This window comes from Mucilaginibacter sp., assembly GCF_039921305.1.
Taxonomy (GTDB): Bacteria; Bacteroidota; Bacteroidia; order Sphingobacteriales; family Sphingobacteriaceae; genus Mucilaginibacter.
The window spans coordinates 138748-154465 of sequence record NZ_JBDSCA010000052.1 but is presented as its reverse complement, the minus strand read 5'-3'; the positions used below and the strand labels follow the sequence as shown (position 1 = coordinate 154465).

Genomic DNA, 15718 nt, shown 5'->3' with positions numbered 1-15718 from the left:
TATACCATGAAGAATAAGTTTCTGATAGCAGGACTATTGTCCATTGTTTCGGTAAGCACGGTTTTCGCTCAAAAAGGGGAGGTAACCAACGCGCAAGACCTATATAACAAATACCAGGGAATATACAGGCAAAAACAATTTGCAAAAATGGCGCAAACCAATATTACTGAAGCCAAAGCTTCAATTGATAAAGCTGCTGCAAATGATAAAACAATGAATTTGCCGTTAACGCAAACACTTAAGGGAGCTATTTACTCGTCATTAGCTTTAGCCGATACAGTAACCAGTACATCAACACCTTTATTTATAACTGCGGATGAAGCTTTGAAAAAAGCTAAAGAATTAGATACGAAAGGCGAGAATAAAAAGCTAATTGAAGATTCATACAGAAACCTTGCCCAATACAAATACAATAAGGGTGTTAAAGATTACCACGCGGCTAACTACAACGGCGCTTACGAATCGTTCAACTATTACAGAACCGTTTTGCCTGACGATACCAATGCTATATTTTTGACCGGTTTGTCTGCCTTAAACGCGAAAAAATACGATGAGGCTATCAGCCAATATAAAAACCTGGTTAATAACACCAAGTATTCAAACAATATGAATATATCTGGTGATATAGTAACCTTATACTTACTTAAAAAAGATACAGTTGGTGCCATACAAGCTGTATCAGAAGCCGTTACCAAATATCCAGGCAATGCTAACTTAACTAATCGCGAAATTCAGCTTTATTTACAAACCGGCAAGATAAAAGAAGTTAGCGATAAGTTAGATAAAGCGATAGTTAACGATCCTAAAAACAAAGGTTTATATTATTACTCAGGCTACATCGCTTTGCAGCAAAAAGCTTACGATAAAGCTTTAGTTCAATTTAACAAAGCTTTAGCTATTGATCCGGATTACTACGAAGCTAATTTTAACATTGGCTTATGCTATTTAAACCCGGGTATTGATCTGTTTAATAAAGCCAATACCTTGCCTACAAACAAAGCTAACCCCAAAGCCACTCAGATACAATACGATGCCTTATCTAAACAAGCCGTAGGTATGTTTGACCAGGCTAAACCATATTTAGAAAAAGCCATCGCTTTGGATCCAAAATCCGAAGATGCATTACTTGCATTAAAGAAAGTTTATTTAGGTAAAAAAGACAACGTAAACGCTAACTTAATTCAAAAGAAGTTAGACGCTTTAAGGAAGTAAAAGTAGGAGCCCGGTTAATATCGGGCTTTTATTTAACACTTTTACTTAACATAATATTAATTATAAGAATTAAAGATTAGCCGATAATATGGCATTTATTAATATATTGGCTCTGTAAACATCATGGTTTAATGAAAAATAGCGCGCAACTTTTTAACCTAATATTCATAACTTCTATTCTTCAACTATTGAGTTTATCTGTACAAGCTCAAATATTTGGTGAAAAATGGGAACATGGAACTTACTACACACCAGAAGGAAAAATCTCAACCGGGTTGATCGCTAAATCGCCGAGAGCTAAAGCGCCTGATAAAAGCGAAGATTACATTCTATTCAAAACGGATTCTGTCTCAGAAAAACAATGGATTCCATCATCATCATTAAAATCATTTACTGTAATAAATGCCAATTCAAAAATAGATTCATTTACAGTATCAAAAGCAACAGTTTTATCAAGGCCAGGATTTATTAAGGTTTTACTTGATACTCATACAAAAATCTATTCTGCATTTATCGGACGGGTTTATGACACTCCAACAATGACACCCAACGGATTATTACCTGGCACTTCGGGGCCAGCCTTAGAATATCTTTTTGGCACCTCACCCAACAGTCTGTTTGAATTTGGACGTGAGACATTTATTGATGTAATGTGCATTGCAATGGCAGATAAGCCCGTAGTTATAAAGGCTATAAAGAAAAAGCAATTTAAGTTTAATGAATTAAATGCACTTATCGAATATTATAAAAACGCTCCGAAGTAAGGATATATTTACTAATTTTGTTAGTAATGAAACGTTCCGGAAGTGCTGATCTGCCTTTACACTATGGTTATGTGCCCATTTGGCTTGCCGAGCGTATGGCCAAACTTGGTCTGGCCATTGTTGAAGCCATCATCACCGAATACGGCAACCAGGAAGTATTACGCCGCCTGAGCGATCCGTTTTGGTTTCAAAGCCTGGGTGCTGTTATGGGTATGGACTGGCATTCGTCGGGTATCACAACGTCGGTAATGGGTGCTTTAAAACGGGCCATTAATCCGCACTCCAAAGAATTAGGAATTTATATCTGCGGCGGCAAAGGCAAACACTCCAAACAAACCCCTGCTGAATTATTGAGCATTGCCAACCGCACCGGTTTAGATGGCAACTATTTGGTGCGATGCAGTAAACTAAGCGCCAAGGTTGATAATACCGCCATTCAAGATGGTTTTCAACTCTATTTACATAGTTTTATTTTGAACGATAAAGGCGAGTGGGCCGTAGTGCAGCAAGGCATGAGCGATAGCAGCAGTACCGCGCGCCGGTACCATTGGCACTCCCCTGCTATCACCTCGTTTGTAGAAGAGCCGCATACATCCATACATGGGCAAAATCGCGGGCTTATTTTAAACATGGTTGATAAACAGGCCGCTCCTTCCCGCTCCGGCGTGATGGAAATTGCGCAAGAACATCCGGACAGAATGCTGGCCGAGATCAAAAAACTGGTGATGCCATCGCACCATGATGTTAGGGCAAATAATGTTGATTTAAAACGCTTGGGTTCGGTATTGTGGCTGGCGCACGAGAAAAGGCCCTCAGATTTTGCAGAACTACTTTTGTTAGAAGGCTTAGGCCCCAGAACGTTACAATCACTCGCTTTGGTCAGCGAGGTGATCTACGGCACACCATCCCGGTTTACCGACCCGGCGAGGTTTTCATTCGCGCATGGCGGTAAGGATGGGCACCCCTTCCCTGTCCCTATTAAAACCTACGACGAAACCATCGCTACTTTACAGAAAGCGGTATACAAAGCAAAATTAGGCCAATCGGATAAACAGGAAGCCATAAAGTGTTTATCAAAGATCGCGCAAAACGCGGAAAAGGATTTTATCCCCAATTCAAACTTCGATGATCTGATAGCAAAAGAACGCAATGAATCGTGGAAGTATGGCGGTCGAACTGTTTTTGGGAAGGCTAAACCACCGGCTATCCAACAACTCAAATTATTCTAAACGAAAAAAAACCGTCCTGATATCACATCAGAGACGGTTTTCTAATCTTAAAGCTATTTGTAATAAGGGATTATTTAATTTGTTTAAAGAAGTAAACATCAGAGTTGGTAGTTACCCTTACCAAAATTTCTTCTTTTTCATTTTTCAAATCAACAAAGTAAACTTTGCTATCATCTGCATATGATGAAGCGTAAGTGTTTAAAGCGCTTGAGCTGGTTGCTTTTGGTTGCAACTCAATAACTTCGCCTACTTTGTAGCCTGCGTATTGTGAAGCAATTTCTTTTTGAGCAGCAGCAGGAACAGTTTTAAATGCTACAGCATGTGTAACACCCAGGTACTCGCCGGTTAAGGTGTAAAAAGCAGTTAATTTTTTTCCTTCTAAAACAAACTCAGCTTTCTGGCAGTTTCCATCAACTTTCCAGCTAATGTCTGTAGCATCTTTAAAATCATACGAAAACTGATTTAATACAGTGTATGATATGGCTTCAGCATTCGTGTTGTCTTTTTTTGCACCATCAGCAAAAACACTGAATGATAAACTTGAGAATAATATGGCAGTTATAAATATCTTTTTCATGATCATTAATTTTAATTGTTAAAATTTAAATTACACAACAAAAGTACGTTCCTGTTAACAATAATTCAAATAAATTTTCACTTTTGTGATAATTTGATAATAAATACGGATTTATTTTGCAATTGTTAATTTTCACGGTGATACTTAGTGTGATTTTAACAATATCAAAATGGTTTTATTGTTATCGTTAAAGTAAATTGAATAAATTATTGATAAAATTATAACGAAAGGTATTTTTTATTGTCGATTTTATCGTTTTAAAATACCGATTGGTATAAAATTGTTTGGTTTTAATAAAAACCCCTTATCCGTTTGTTTGTTATCTTTGCACTATGCCTGATACTACCATATATAAAACCTTTGAAACCGAGTTGCGCGTACGCCCCGATGATATTGATATGTTTAAACACGTACATAACAGTAAGTATTTTGATTATGTATTAGCCGCCCGGTATGATCAGATGGATCAATGCTATGGTATGAGCATGGAGAAGTTTATGGAACGCGGTTATGGCTGGGTTGTTAAAGCCGTGCATATGAATTACAAAAGGGCATTAACCCTGGGCGATCATTTTAAAGTACGTACCAGTATTGATACCATCGACGATCGTGGCTGCCGTGTTAAATATACAATTGTAAATAAAGCTAATGATAAGCTATGTTGCGATGGCTGGTTTGATTTTGTAATGATTGATTTGGAAACCGGCAAAAGTGTTAAAATACCCGATGATATTTTACAACTCTACAACATGCTTGTTGAAGAGGTTTAACACTGAATGTTTTATCATCTTCTGTCATTAGCCGATCATTATCCTTTTATTCACAGCTAAAATCTCGTTAAGCTAATACGATATAATAGTTTTTATGTTTAATGTAATAAACCTTTATATCCTGTACAGTCTAATATCCTATGAAGAGAATATTCTTATCTATTATCTTACTCGCTACCGCGTTAACAACATTTGCATCAAAGCGTAACCGTACAGACACCGCCACTTTTGCTACAGGTTGCTTTTGGTGTACCGAAGCCAAGTTTCAACAATTAAAGGGGGTTAAAAACGTAACGTCGGGTTTTACCGGTGGCCATGTGGCTAACCCATCGTACAAATTGGTTTGCACCGGCACTACCGGCCACGCCGAAGCTTGCAATATAGTTTACGACCCTTCGGTTATTACTTACGATGAATTGCTGGAAGCTTTTTTTGTAGCTCATGATCCTACCCAGCTAAACAAACAGGGTAATGATGTGGGTACGCAATACCGATCGGCCATATTTTACCATAACACATCGCAAAAGCAAAAGGCCGATTACTATATTAAAAAGTTAAATACCGAAAAGGCCTACAAAAGCGATATTGTAACGCAGGTTACACCTTACACCGTATTTTATAAGGCCGAAGATTATCACCAAAATTATTTTAGCCAAAACTCTGGCCAGCCCTATTGTAAATATGTGATACAACCCGAGTTGGATAAATTTAAAAAGGTATTTAAAGATAAATTAAAGAAATGAAGCAGATAACCCCTATAATAGCTTTAATGTTGTTGGGTTCGTGGGCCTGGGCGCAACCCGCAAAACCTGCAAATAACCCCTATTACTCTAACACCGATACCAAACATTTAACGGTTAGCAATACCGAATGGAAAAAGATATTGCCATTTGCATTATACGCTACCGCACGCGAACAAGCTACCGAACGTGCCTTTACAGGCAAGTTTTGGAACAGCAATGCTAAAGGAACCTACTATTGCGCGGTATGCGGCAATAAGCTATTCCGCTCAGATGCGAAGTTCGAAAGTAGTTGTGGCTGGCCAAGCTTTTTTGAGCCGGTGCGCAAAAATAGTGTGATCTATAAAGAAGACCATTCTGTTGGAATGGACCGCACCGAAGTAACTTGCGCCAGATGTGATTCGCACTTAGGGCATATTTTTGATGATGGCCCTGCCCCTACCTACAAACGCTTTTGTATGAATTCAGTTTCCCTGGATTTTGTGCCCGACCATTGATTAAATCATGGTTATTATTTAAAGTATATGGAGAACAATTCGGCTCCATTGTTTGCGGCTTCCTTATCCTGATCCGGGCTACCACCCGAAAAAACAGCTATAATATAACCTGAGCCTACCTTTCTAATCAACCCGCCTTTATAACCATACTCCCCCTTTAATGGAGGCCTGATACCGCTCCCGCTATCCTGATAAGTGTCTGCCATCTCTGCGGCCTTGGTGCTTGCAACCCCTAACAGATTGGAAGAACCCTTTTTCATTAAACCAACTACCTTCATTTTTGATACCCATGATCTGGTAGAATCACCCGGAATAAATACAACTATGGCCACACCCTTTATAGAAAGTTTTAGCGCGCCTTGCTCAATAGCAGCTAAGGCATCGTCTGCATGTTTTAAAAATATTTTCTCGCCATTAATATTTACAATTTTTTGCCCATGTTTTGATGTGAACGAGAAGAGTAAAATACACAGCAATAAACCAGGTAAAGCAAACCAATAATTTTTCATGTCCTGTAAATAAGTGAGTAACAAATAAAATCACATTATAAATGAATTTATTGGGCTTGGTTAGCCAATAAGTAAATGTAATTATCCAGACAAAGCAAATTTGCGATACTATAAGTATCCGAAAGTATCCGAGTTACTATTTTGAGGCCATCAATCAGAATGATATAAATATAGACGCTACGGGTAACAGCTACAAACCCCAAACCCTATAAAAAGCGAAAACGGAAGGTTATTCTTTCGAATTACGCTCCCGTTTCCAAACTTCCTGTTCTGCCGTAGCTTTCCAGCAAGCATCAAGTTTTGTGTATCTCTAACCCGATCCGTCTCCTCATCACTTTTGCAAGCTTTGTTTCCTCCACGATCCTTATACTCCATTATTGCTTCGCCCCTTAAGGTTCCACATCTTTGTTGTATTGCCTTGTCGACAACCGTTTCCTGTTATTTTTAAATCTTTCGATCTATCTATTTTTTTCAGTTCGGTTTGAGTTCCTTTTTTTGACCTTTGGTTTGTCCTAAAACTCCCCGGTTTCAATTTCAGTTCTTTTTGTCAGGCTGTTAAAGTACGTCGTTCTTGATGATTCTAATATAGGCAGTATCACAATAACTATCAACAAAAAACGATGGGATTTACTGACAAGTTATCAACTTTAATTGCTTAGTTATAAACATGTTAAAATGGTCAATATATAGCAAAAGATAAGGTTTTTACCATAAATGGCTGGGCTTATCAACACTTACAATTATCAACAAACCCAAGCGATTCATATCCAAATAGATACCTTCAAAATTCTTAATTTAAATAAAACGGATATTATTTTGAAAAGAAGCCGAATAGTTACTTATTCAAAACACCAGCAACAACGGCCTCCAGATCATCAATCAACTCCGGCGAACGTAATATTTTATCATGCCCAACACCTTCGTAGTTTTTGTTTTTGATGGATGTATTAATATCCAAAAAATCTTTCATGTAAGCATAAGGCGATATCTGATCAGCTACATCATAAGCCAGCCAATGGTTGAGATCGGCACCAAAATCATACTTGTCGAATAAATTGAACGATGATGCCGTATCCTTAAACTTGGCTTCAAACTCGGTTAAAAAATCAGCCTGCTTTTGTTTCGAAACACCAAACAGGCTCATCGTAGCTTCAAAATTCTCCTTCAGGCGGATAAGCGGTGTTAAGCTCACCAATAAGGCCGGCGTAATTTGCAGCTCAGTAAAAGCGATAACATTAGCCATGGCTCCCAATGAATGCCCTATCACCACATCCGGGTTACCATAGTTAGCCACAATAGCCTTAACCGATTGGATATACAGCAATAAATTAGACAAGCCTCCTTCCGAACTTCCATTCCCCGGCGCATCAAAACCTATGATCTGTACATTGTCAAGTAACCTCAGACGGGTAATAATATCTGTAAAGTCTGCCGCTTTTGATCCCCAGCCATGGGTTATCAAAATTTTACGCTTACCACTCCCCCATACAAAACCATTGAAAAGTAACTCGGTACCGGTAAAAAACTCGTCCATCACGGGCAAGGTAAATTTCACAGTCTCATCCAGTAATTGCTCCTGCTGTAACCTTACGGGGATCCTGGGCGAATAGCAGATCAATTGCCAAAGCAACTCATTAAACCCTTCGGCTTGCTCAATCCCAGGCTCTTGAAACCGCGTTATAATCTGTTTGTAGTTTTTCATTGATGAAATTTAAACCGTCCATTCAAAGCTATCAATACATTTCCGATACATCGGTCAATACCTTGTAATCATTCCTTTACTAACCCAACCCGCTACTCACTTATTCACCACTCACAATTTCTCCGTCAGGTTTTTCCAGTAACGTTTAGGCACATGCCGCAAGTGTAATTTATTATTCTTCCGCGACCCTATGTTCACACTCTTAAAATACTCCTTCCAAAGCACCTGGTAAATACCTTCGTCACTTTCATATTTTGATACAATGCTTTTACCCACGCCCTCTTCCGAAAAATCAAGCGTAATGTACTCCACCTGATGCAGGTCATAATATAAACCAAAAGCTCGCCTGGTATCATAAATGATCCATTTCTGATCGGCATACCGTTTTCTAAAATGCTTCAATATCAGCGGCAATACATTAAAATCCGGGTCAACGGTGGCATAAAAGGTTTCATCTTTTAGTTTTTTAAAACGGATAAAAGCCTCCATCCTGTGCTTTTCCCTCCGCACCATCCGCACAATTTCAGATATGCGCAACACGTACCGGTTACCATAATCATCTTCTATATTTTTATCATTATCAAACACATAGCGCATGTACCCAACAATAGGATTGTCCTCCTCCAATATTTCGGCCAAATGCGCAGCATACAACCGTTGCACTCCTGCCGATGCTATCTTTCGTGTTAAGCCTTGCAGTACCCGCCTTGCCCGGTTGTCGTCTGTAATAATGGTTAGTTCATCGGTAAACATGGCGCCGCTGTAAGTGCCATTAGGCAGCAACTTTACATGTTTCAGCTTGCGGGCGTATATTTCAAACACGGCGGTTAATATGCCTTCAAAAGAGCCATCGTAAAATAAGGTGGTTATCATTAAAACAAGCTTAATTGCGATGGCTTATTCTTCAAATACTTACTCTGCGATTCGGCCAGTATAAATTGCTTAATATTCGTCCCGGTTAGGTCGCGCCGTTCAAAGGCATTGCTGTTACAGGTAATAAAATACCGCGCACGGTTTATGGCAACCCCTATCTGTTTCAAATTCTCCCAGTTGAGCTTACTAAACAGCCTGGCCTTCACAATTTTTTGTGCCGATAGTACCCCGATACCCGGAATCCGTAAGATCACCTGCAGATCAGCCTTATTAATATCCACCGGGAAAAGCTGCATATTACGAATGGCCCAGCTCAACTTTGGGTCAATATCCAGGTCCAGATGTGGAACGCTATCATTTACTATCTCGTTCACCTTAAACCCGTAAAAACGCATCAGCCAATCGGCCTGGTACAAACGGTTCTCGCGCACCATCGGCACAGCCGTATTTAGCCCCGGTAAACGCTTATCATTGCTAATGGGTACATAACCCGAGTAATAAACCCGCTTCATGTTAAAACTCTTGTAAAAGTGATTAGCGGTAAATAAAATATGATGATCATTCTCCGGAGTAGCACCAATAACCATTTGCGTACTCTGCCCGGCCGGGGCAAACATGGGTGCCTTTTTAAATAGCTTTTTTTCTTCTGTATGCAGAATGAGTTGGTTTTTTAAATAGCCCATCGGTTTGATCATGTCCTGCCGGTTCTTGTCAGGAGCCAATAGCTTTAAGCCTTCTTCGGTTGGCATTTCTAAATTCACGCTTAACCTATCGGCATACAAGCCAGCCTCCTGCATCAGTTCATCACTCGCACCGGGGATAGATTTTAAATGGATATATCCATTAAAGTTATGCTCGGTACGCAGCTTTTTGGCTACACGCACCAATCGCTCCATTGTAAAATCGGCATCCTTAAAAATACCGGAACTTAAAAACAAACCCTCAATATAATTACGACGGTAAAAATTGATGGTCAGGTCCACCACTTCCTGCACGGTAAAAGCGGCGCGTTTAATATCATTGCTTTTACGCGATACACAATAAGCACAATCAAAAATACAATGGTTGGTAAGCAGTATCTTAAGCAGTGAAACGCAACGCCCATCTTCGGTATAGGTATGACAGATCCCGTTACTGGCATTCCCCAAACCGTTATTCTCATTCTTCCGCTTGCTACCGCTCGACGCGCACGAAACATCGTATTTAGCCGCGTCGGCCAATATTTGCAACTTCTCCTGTATCCTGTCCCAATCCATCATAAATCAAAATTACTAAAAATATTAGCAATATATTAATTGATGAGATAAAACTTTTCGACAATTTTTTCCTTTATCAGATAAGAAACAATCATAAAATGGAAAAGCTATATACCGCTGTAGTAACAGCAAAAGGAGGCCGAGATGGCCATATCAAATCATCCGACGGCGTTATCGATCTCGATCTTAAAGCACCCAAAGCCATGGGCGGCGAAGATGGCTATGCCAATCCCGAGCTCTTATTCGCCGGTGCATGGGGAGCTTGCTACTTAGGCGCCTTAGGCTCTGTAGGCAAACGCGACGGCGTTGATGTAAGCCAGGCCACAGTTGATGTACACATCGGCTTTAACCAGGAAAGCGCAACATCCTACGCCCTATCTGCCGAGCTGCACGTACATGTACCTGGCATTGAAGTAGAGAAAGCTCAAAAATTGGCCGATGCCGCGCACAAAGGTTGCCCATACTCAAAAGCTACGAGGGGCAATATTGATGTGAAGATTATTGCGGAGTAAAATATAAAATAGGCTCGCTAATGGTGAGCCTATTTACAAACTTATTATTAAATTACATCTGTATTTAAACCCAATAAACCATTTTTTGTTAAACACATATGCAGCCCTACAAATCCACTGTTAATTCTGGCGTATTGGCTTACGATGTAGGTGACGACCGTATCAAGATTAAGTTTTTGGATGGTACAATTTACCTGTACACCTATCAAAGCGCCGGAGAAGAAAATGTTGAGCAAATGAAAACCCTGGCACAAAACGGTAGAGGTTTAACAACCTTCATCAATCAGTTCGTGCGCGATCAATATGCTATTAAAGTAAATCAGTAATTTTCCAGTTCACTCTCTAATAGAGCCACGGCCTCGGGCCAGCTATTTACGCGGTTGTATTGCGTATGGTTAAGGTTATGCATGGCGCTAAACATAATAGCCTTGCCCCTGCACGAATCCAGGTTACGCGGGTGATCGTCAATCAGATAATCGGTATGGATCAAACCCTTGTGCCCGCAAAATATAATATTTTTCCAGCTGATGAACGGAAAATGCTCTTGCAACCACTCATACTTCTCATATAAAGATAGCGGGAACTCCATAGCTGCCGATACAATGTAAACATCAAACTTCAGCATTAATCGCTGCAAAGCCTCAATTGCTCCAGGCATCACAGGTACAGTACGAAAAAAGCCAGCCGTAAATATATGCCGGTAAACAGCATCCTTATCCGGAAAAGCATCTCCTTCCGGGATACCGCGCATGGCTTCCCGATCAATACGAACACCAAATTCACGTTCGTACCAAATTATCATCTGTTCCTCAATATTGGCAATCACATTGTCCATATCAATGGCAACGGTTTTTCGTAGGTTACTCATTTATATAATATTATATAAGGGTCAGGATTAAGAATCCCTGCCTTCTTTCTTGATTCCTGCTTCTACCCCTTGTATTATTCTTTTTTAGCGGTCACCCGGATAGCATCATCTTCCTTGGTTTCAAAAACGATCTGTTTATCCGTTAACTCTTTTATCCAGAACGGAAAAGTACGGGTTTTACCATCAGCCATTTGCTCGGTATAGCTAATGTTACCATCAACCACCTTATAAGTGCCATGCGAAAGCACCTTGCCGCCCCACATCATCATCAAGATACCGTTTTCGGATAATCGGATATATGGAGCCTTTTCCTTCAATTCTTCTGCCGAAACAGTATCAGGCGGGTTTGGTGAGTACGGGTTTTCTACTTTAACATAGTTCCATTTGCCAGCCAGCATTTTGGCATCTACCTGGTGTTTGCACGATAGGAATCCTAAACTAACAACAAGAGCGAGGATAATAAAAGCCTTATTCATACAGCGAAACTACATAAACAGACTAACTATCTAAAAACAATATCAGTTCGCCATTCCAAACACCTCCGCCAGCAACTCAAATGACCGCACCTTATCTTCCGGAGCATAAGTAATAGCCGCGGCCATAATTTCATCGGCATCACAATCGGTAGCCAGATCAATAATTTGTTGTTTAACCTGTGCTGGTGTACCGGCAATTAAGCGGTTACTATTGGCCTGCATACGCAGTCTATCGCTATCGGTGTATGGGTAATCCTTTATTTCCTCATAAGGCGGCATACCATTACGCAGCTCTCCTTTTTCCATCTGTAGAAAAACATGCAACATAGCATGTTTCAACTCAGCAGCTTTTTCTTCGGTATCGGCACACAAAACCCATATCGCGATAAGCACCTCTGGCTCGGGGAATATTTCTGATGGTACAAACCTTGTTCTGTAAACCTCAATAGCCTGCTTTACCCCCACGGCAGATATAAACTGAGCAAAGGCTAAGCCCAAACCCATATCTGCAGCCAAAAACGCGCTGCTACCGCTTGATGTAAGCATCCATATCGGCGGTTCATCAAAAACTACGGGTATGGCTCTTACAATGCCATATTGGGTTTGTACGTTATCGTTAAAGTACATTTGCAGCTCGTTAACCTGCTGCGTGTAGTCCTCTTCTTTAAAATGATTGGCCGGATTAAGTAACGATGCCGTGATCCTGTCGCCTCCCGGCGCGCGGCCAATGCCCAGGTCGATACGGCCTGGTGCTAAGGTTTCCAACAGTCTGAAATTCTCGGCCACTTTTAACGAGCTATGGTTAGGCAGCATAATACCACCCGAGCCTAAGCGGATATCTTTGGTAACAGCCGCCAAATGCGCTATCAAAACCTCGGGCGCCGAACCGGCAATACTGGCTAGGTTATGATGCTCAGATACCCAAAAGCGATGGTATCCCCATTGTTCGGCTTTTTGCACCAGGCTAATGGTATGTTTTATAGCATTAATGGCGGTATCGCCTTTGCTTATAGTTGATTGATCGAGTATGCTTAATTTGATGTTCTTCATTGCAGGTGTTTCTATTATAACCTCCGGGGCTATATACCTGCAAATTGATATAATTCTACAAAGTTTTTGGTAATGCCAACATCATAAAATAACCCGTGGAAGGTTTTGTGACACAATGGCTATAAAATAAAAAGGGTAGCTATCTGGTTAAATAGCCACCCGGTACTTTAGGTTTACAATTACGTTTTAGGTTTGTAATTGATTAGATCAGATAATTTACAATAGCAGCCATTCCGATAAGGGCAATGATCACGCCTTGTAATTTTTGTTCGAATGTTAAACTGTGTGTTAGATCTTTCATTTTTATTAAGGGATTACTCAAATTTATGTGATTTAACGCCTTTCACAATGCCTAAAATCACTTTTATTAATATTTGATTAACAAGTGCTTTACATTAAATGCTGACTAATATTTTAGAATTTAAAGTAGCAACTTCGTAACAAAACAGCACTTTCTTTATTATTCAGAATCATCAAAAAACATGGTTTAAACGGTTTAAAGTGAGATTATCCTGTTGATTTCTGCTTAAAATTCCTAGTGTATATCAAACACTTATAAAATCTATTCTAATAAATCGTCATTACCAAAACTATTTACTGGTATCTAAATAAAAATTAATTACGATTGATATACTATCCTACTCTCAAAAAATTCATGAAAACATTACATAAAAAGGTATTTATGAACCTTTTAAAGCTTATATTTAGCATATTAGATAATAACCCATGCGAAAAAGCGCCATTATCATCTTCATCAAAAATCCCCACCTGGGTCATGTTAAAAAACGGCTCGCAAAATCAGTGGGTGATGATAAAGCGCTCGAGGTTTATAAACAAATGCTGGAGCATGCCCAACTCATCACAAAAACATTAAGTACCGATAAGTTTTTATACTATGATAAAGCGATTGATAAAAACGATGACTGGCCAAACGACATCTATATTAAGAAAAAACAATCGGGAACAGATATGCCAGGCCGCATCACCAATGCTTTTAAGGATTTATTTAATTTAGGATACGAACACGTAGTTATTATAGGCAGCGATTGCCTTGAACTGGACGAACGCATCATCAGGTTAGCCTTTCGCCAGCTTGATCATTTTGATACCGTGTTAGGGCCTACAAAAGATGGTGGTTTTTACCTTTTGGGCATGAATAGTTTGTATACCGAAATATTCAAATTAAGCGGCTGGGGAACCGCCGGTTTAACTCCCGGAACAGTAAAAACTATCCAAACACTAAACAAAACCTGCTTCATGTTATCCGAATTAGCTGGCATAATTACTGTTGATGACTTGAGCAAAAAGGTGAATATTTTATTTAAGTAACAAGTGTAAGTAGCTGTTATATAAATTATATTTCTTTTAAAGAAAATTCGAATGCGCCGCTATTTGCCTACCATAAACCATAAACTATACCCATAAACCATCTCAAAATACTCTTTACCTTATCCTGACTAAGCTATACCCTATCTATTTAATTTAATGCCTATTTTTGCAGCCAGATATAATGAGCAAGCACGGTAGAATATTGGTAGCCATGAGTGGCGGGGTTGACAGTTCGGTGGCGGCAGTGATGTTGCACGAGCAAGGTTATGAGGTTATTGGCCTCACCATGAAAACATGGGATTATGCTTCATCGGGTACCAACACAAAAGAAACCGGTTGCTGTAGTCTTGATAGCATTAACGATGCCCGCGCTTTAGCCGTTGGTTATGGGTTTCCGCATTATATATTAGATATCCGCAGCGAGTTTGGCGATTTTGTGATCGATAACTTTGTTGACGAATATTTAGCCGGCCGCACCCCTAACCCCTGCGTACTTTGCAATACCCACATTAAATGGGATGCCTTATTAAAACGTGCCGATAAACTGGATTGCGAATTTATAGCCACCGGCCACTATGCCAACATCCGCCAGCAAGAAGATAATGGCCGTTATGTGATATCAAAGGGCTTAGATCAGAATAAAGATCAATCATATGTACTGTGGGGAGTATCACAGCAAAACCTTGGGCGTACCAAATTCCCCTTAGGTAGCTTTGCTAAGGCCGATATCCGCCAGATGGCAAAAGATATGGGCCAGCTTGAATTAGCCAACAAAAGCGAAAGCTACGAAATATGCTTTGTACCCGATAATGATTACAGAGCCTTTTTGCGCCATAAAGTTGGCGATCTTGAAGAAAGAGTAGCCGGCGGTAACTATATGTTAACTGATGGCACCATAGTAGGCAAACACCAGGGCTATCCGTTTTATACCATTGGCCAACGCAAAGGTTTGGGTATAGCATTGGGGCAACCCATGTTTGTAACGCAGATCCTCCCCGAAAGTAATACCGTTGTTTTGGGTACTGCCGACGAACTGGAACGCAAAGAAGCCTGGGTACGCAACCTCAACTTAGTTAAATACGGAAGTATTACCGAACCACTTGAAGCTATTACTAAAATACGCTATAAAGATGCCGGTATGTTAAGCAATATCGTACAGGTTGGGGAGCACATGAAGGTTGATTTTCACCATTCAGTATCAGGTATTGCCCCCGGTCAATCTGCTGTTTTTTACGAAGGTGACGACCTTTTAGGCGGTGGATTTTTGATCTGATCTGCACCACATTTGGTGTAAAATAACACTGTTTTTATTAAATCTTACCAAAACTAAAGTTTGTGTTTCACATACTTTATG

General features: G+C 40.0%; 18 protein-coding genes. 10 read left to right on the top strand and 8 right to left on the bottom strand.

What is annotated here, in order from left to right; all coding sequences use genetic code 11:
* Window positions 1-6: 6 nt before the first annotated feature.
* The 3 genes from ABIN91_RS15840 (at window position 7) to ABIN91_RS15830 (ending at window position 3205) form a co-directional block, all read left to right on the top strand.
* Complete coding sequence (locus ABIN91_RS15840) at window positions 7-1212, top strand: tetratricopeptide repeat protein (protein WP_348052200.1); 1206 nt, start codon at window positions 7-9, stop codon at window positions 1210-1212.
* 131 nt (window positions 1213-1343) lie between these two features.
* Entirely contained in the window at window positions 1344-1976 is a 633-nt protein-coding gene (locus ABIN91_RS15835) for a hypothetical protein (protein ID WP_348052199.1), read from the top strand.
* 26 nt (window positions 1977-2002) lie between these two features.
* On the top strand, window positions 2003-3205 hold the full coding sequence (locus ABIN91_RS15830) for a DUF763 domain-containing protein (protein WP_348052198.1): 1203 nt from the start codon (window positions 2003-2005) through the stop codon (window positions 3203-3205).
* A 70-nt stretch (window positions 3206-3275) separates the two neighbouring features.
* On the opposite strand, the gene ABIN91_RS15825 is transcribed toward ABIN91_RS15830, so the two are convergent.
* A complete protein-coding gene (locus ABIN91_RS15825; RefSeq protein WP_348052197.1) occupies window positions 3276-3782 on the bottom strand; it encodes a hypothetical protein in 507 nt (168 codons plus the stop codon).
* Between the two features lie 332 nt (window positions 3783-4114).
* Here ABIN91_RS15825 and ABIN91_RS15820 point away from each other — a divergent pair, with 332 nt between their 5' ends.
* The 3 genes from ABIN91_RS15820 to msrB all read left to right on the top strand — a co-directional run bounded on the left by ABIN91_RS15820 (window position 4115) and on the right by msrB (window position 5789).
* A complete protein-coding gene (locus ABIN91_RS15820; RefSeq protein WP_348052196.1) occupies window positions 4115-4552 on the top strand; it encodes an acyl-CoA thioesterase in 438 nt (145 codons plus the stop codon).
* 140 nt (window positions 4553-4692) lie between these two features.
* Window positions 4693-5295 (top strand): peptide-methionine (S)-S-oxide reductase MsrA, encoded by a 603-nt coding sequence (gene msrA, locus ABIN91_RS15815; protein ID WP_348052195.1) that lies wholly within the window; start codon window positions 4693-4695, stop codon window positions 5293-5295.
* A complete protein-coding gene (gene msrB / locus ABIN91_RS15810; protein WP_348052194.1) occupies window positions 5292-5789 on the top strand; it encodes a peptide-methionine (R)-S-oxide reductase MsrB in 498 nt (165 codons plus the stop codon). Before msrA ends, msrB begins: the two co-directional genes overlap by 4 nt.
* Before the next feature lie 14 nt (window positions 5790-5803).
* Here the strand turns inward: msrB and ABIN91_RS15805 are convergent, their stop codons facing one another.
* From ABIN91_RS15805 to ABIN91_RS15790, 4 genes are all read right to left on the bottom strand, one after another.
* The gene (locus ABIN91_RS15805; RefSeq protein WP_348052193.1) at window positions 5804-6298 is read right to left on the bottom strand and encodes a hypothetical protein; all 495 of its coding nucleotides are present in this window, start codon (window positions 6296-6298) and stop codon (window positions 5804-5806) included.
* 835 nt (window positions 6299-7133) lie between these two features.
* Complete coding sequence (locus ABIN91_RS15800) at window positions 7134-8000, bottom strand: alpha/beta hydrolase (RefSeq protein ID WP_348052192.1); 867 nt, start codon at window positions 7998-8000, stop codon at window positions 7134-7136.
* A 111-nt stretch (window positions 8001-8111) separates the two neighbouring features.
* On the bottom strand, window positions 8112-8873 hold the full coding sequence (locus ABIN91_RS15795) for a TIGR03915 family putative DNA repair protein (protein ID WP_348052191.1): 762 nt from the start codon (window positions 8871-8873) through the stop codon (window positions 8112-8114).
* Window positions 8873-10132 carry a putative DNA modification/repair radical SAM protein gene (locus ABIN91_RS15790; protein ID WP_348052190.1) on the bottom strand — a complete coding sequence of 420 codons (1260 nt, stop codon included), beginning with the start codon at window positions 10130-10132 and terminating at the stop codon, window positions 8873-8875. Before ABIN91_RS15790 ends, ABIN91_RS15795 begins: the two co-directional genes overlap by 1 nt.
* A 95-nt stretch (window positions 10133-10227) precedes the next feature.
* Here ABIN91_RS15790 and ABIN91_RS15785 point away from each other — a divergent pair, with 95 nt between their 5' ends.
* Window positions 10228-10641 (top strand): organic hydroperoxide resistance protein, encoded by a 414-nt coding sequence (locus ABIN91_RS15785; RefSeq protein ID WP_348052189.1) that lies wholly within the window; start codon window positions 10228-10230, stop codon window positions 10639-10641.
* 98 nt (window positions 10642-10739) lie between these two features.
* A complete protein-coding gene (locus ABIN91_RS15780) occupies window positions 10740-10967 on the top strand; it encodes a hypothetical protein (protein ID WP_348052188.1) in 228 nt (75 codons plus the stop codon).
* Here the strand turns inward: ABIN91_RS15780 and ABIN91_RS15775 are convergent.
* The 3 genes from ABIN91_RS15775 to ABIN91_RS15765 all read right to left on the bottom strand — a co-directional run bounded on the left by ABIN91_RS15775 (window position 10961) and on the right by ABIN91_RS15765 (window position 13035).
* Complete coding sequence (locus ABIN91_RS15775; RefSeq protein ID WP_348052187.1) at window positions 10961-11509, bottom strand: 5'(3')-deoxyribonucleotidase; 549 nt, start codon at window positions 11507-11509, stop codon at window positions 10961-10963. The genes ABIN91_RS15780 and ABIN91_RS15775 overlap by 7 nt on opposite strands.
* Before the next feature lie 74 nt (window positions 11510-11583).
* Window positions 11584-11985: a hypothetical protein gene (locus tag ABIN91_RS15770; protein ID WP_348052186.1), complete on the bottom strand. Its 402-nt coding sequence runs from the start codon at window positions 11983-11985 to the stop codon at window positions 11584-11586.
* Window positions 11986-12027: 42 nt separating this feature from the next.
* On the bottom strand, window positions 12028-13035 hold the full coding sequence (locus ABIN91_RS15765; RefSeq protein WP_348052185.1) for an LLM class flavin-dependent oxidoreductase: 1008 nt from the start codon (window positions 13033-13035) through the stop codon (window positions 12028-12030).
* Between the two features lie 726 nt (window positions 13036-13761).
* Between ABIN91_RS15765 and ABIN91_RS15760 the strand changes: the two genes are divergently transcribed.
* Entirely contained in the window at window positions 13762-14364 is a 603-nt protein-coding gene (locus ABIN91_RS15760; protein WP_348052184.1) for a TIGR04282 family arsenosugar biosynthesis glycosyltransferase, read from the top strand.
* Between the two features lie 181 nt (window positions 14365-14545).
* Entirely contained in the window at window positions 14546-15637 is a 1092-nt protein-coding gene (mnmA, locus tag ABIN91_RS15755; RefSeq protein WP_348052342.1) for a tRNA 2-thiouridine(34) synthase MnmA, read from the top strand.
* Window positions 15638-15718: the final 81 nt, after the last annotated feature.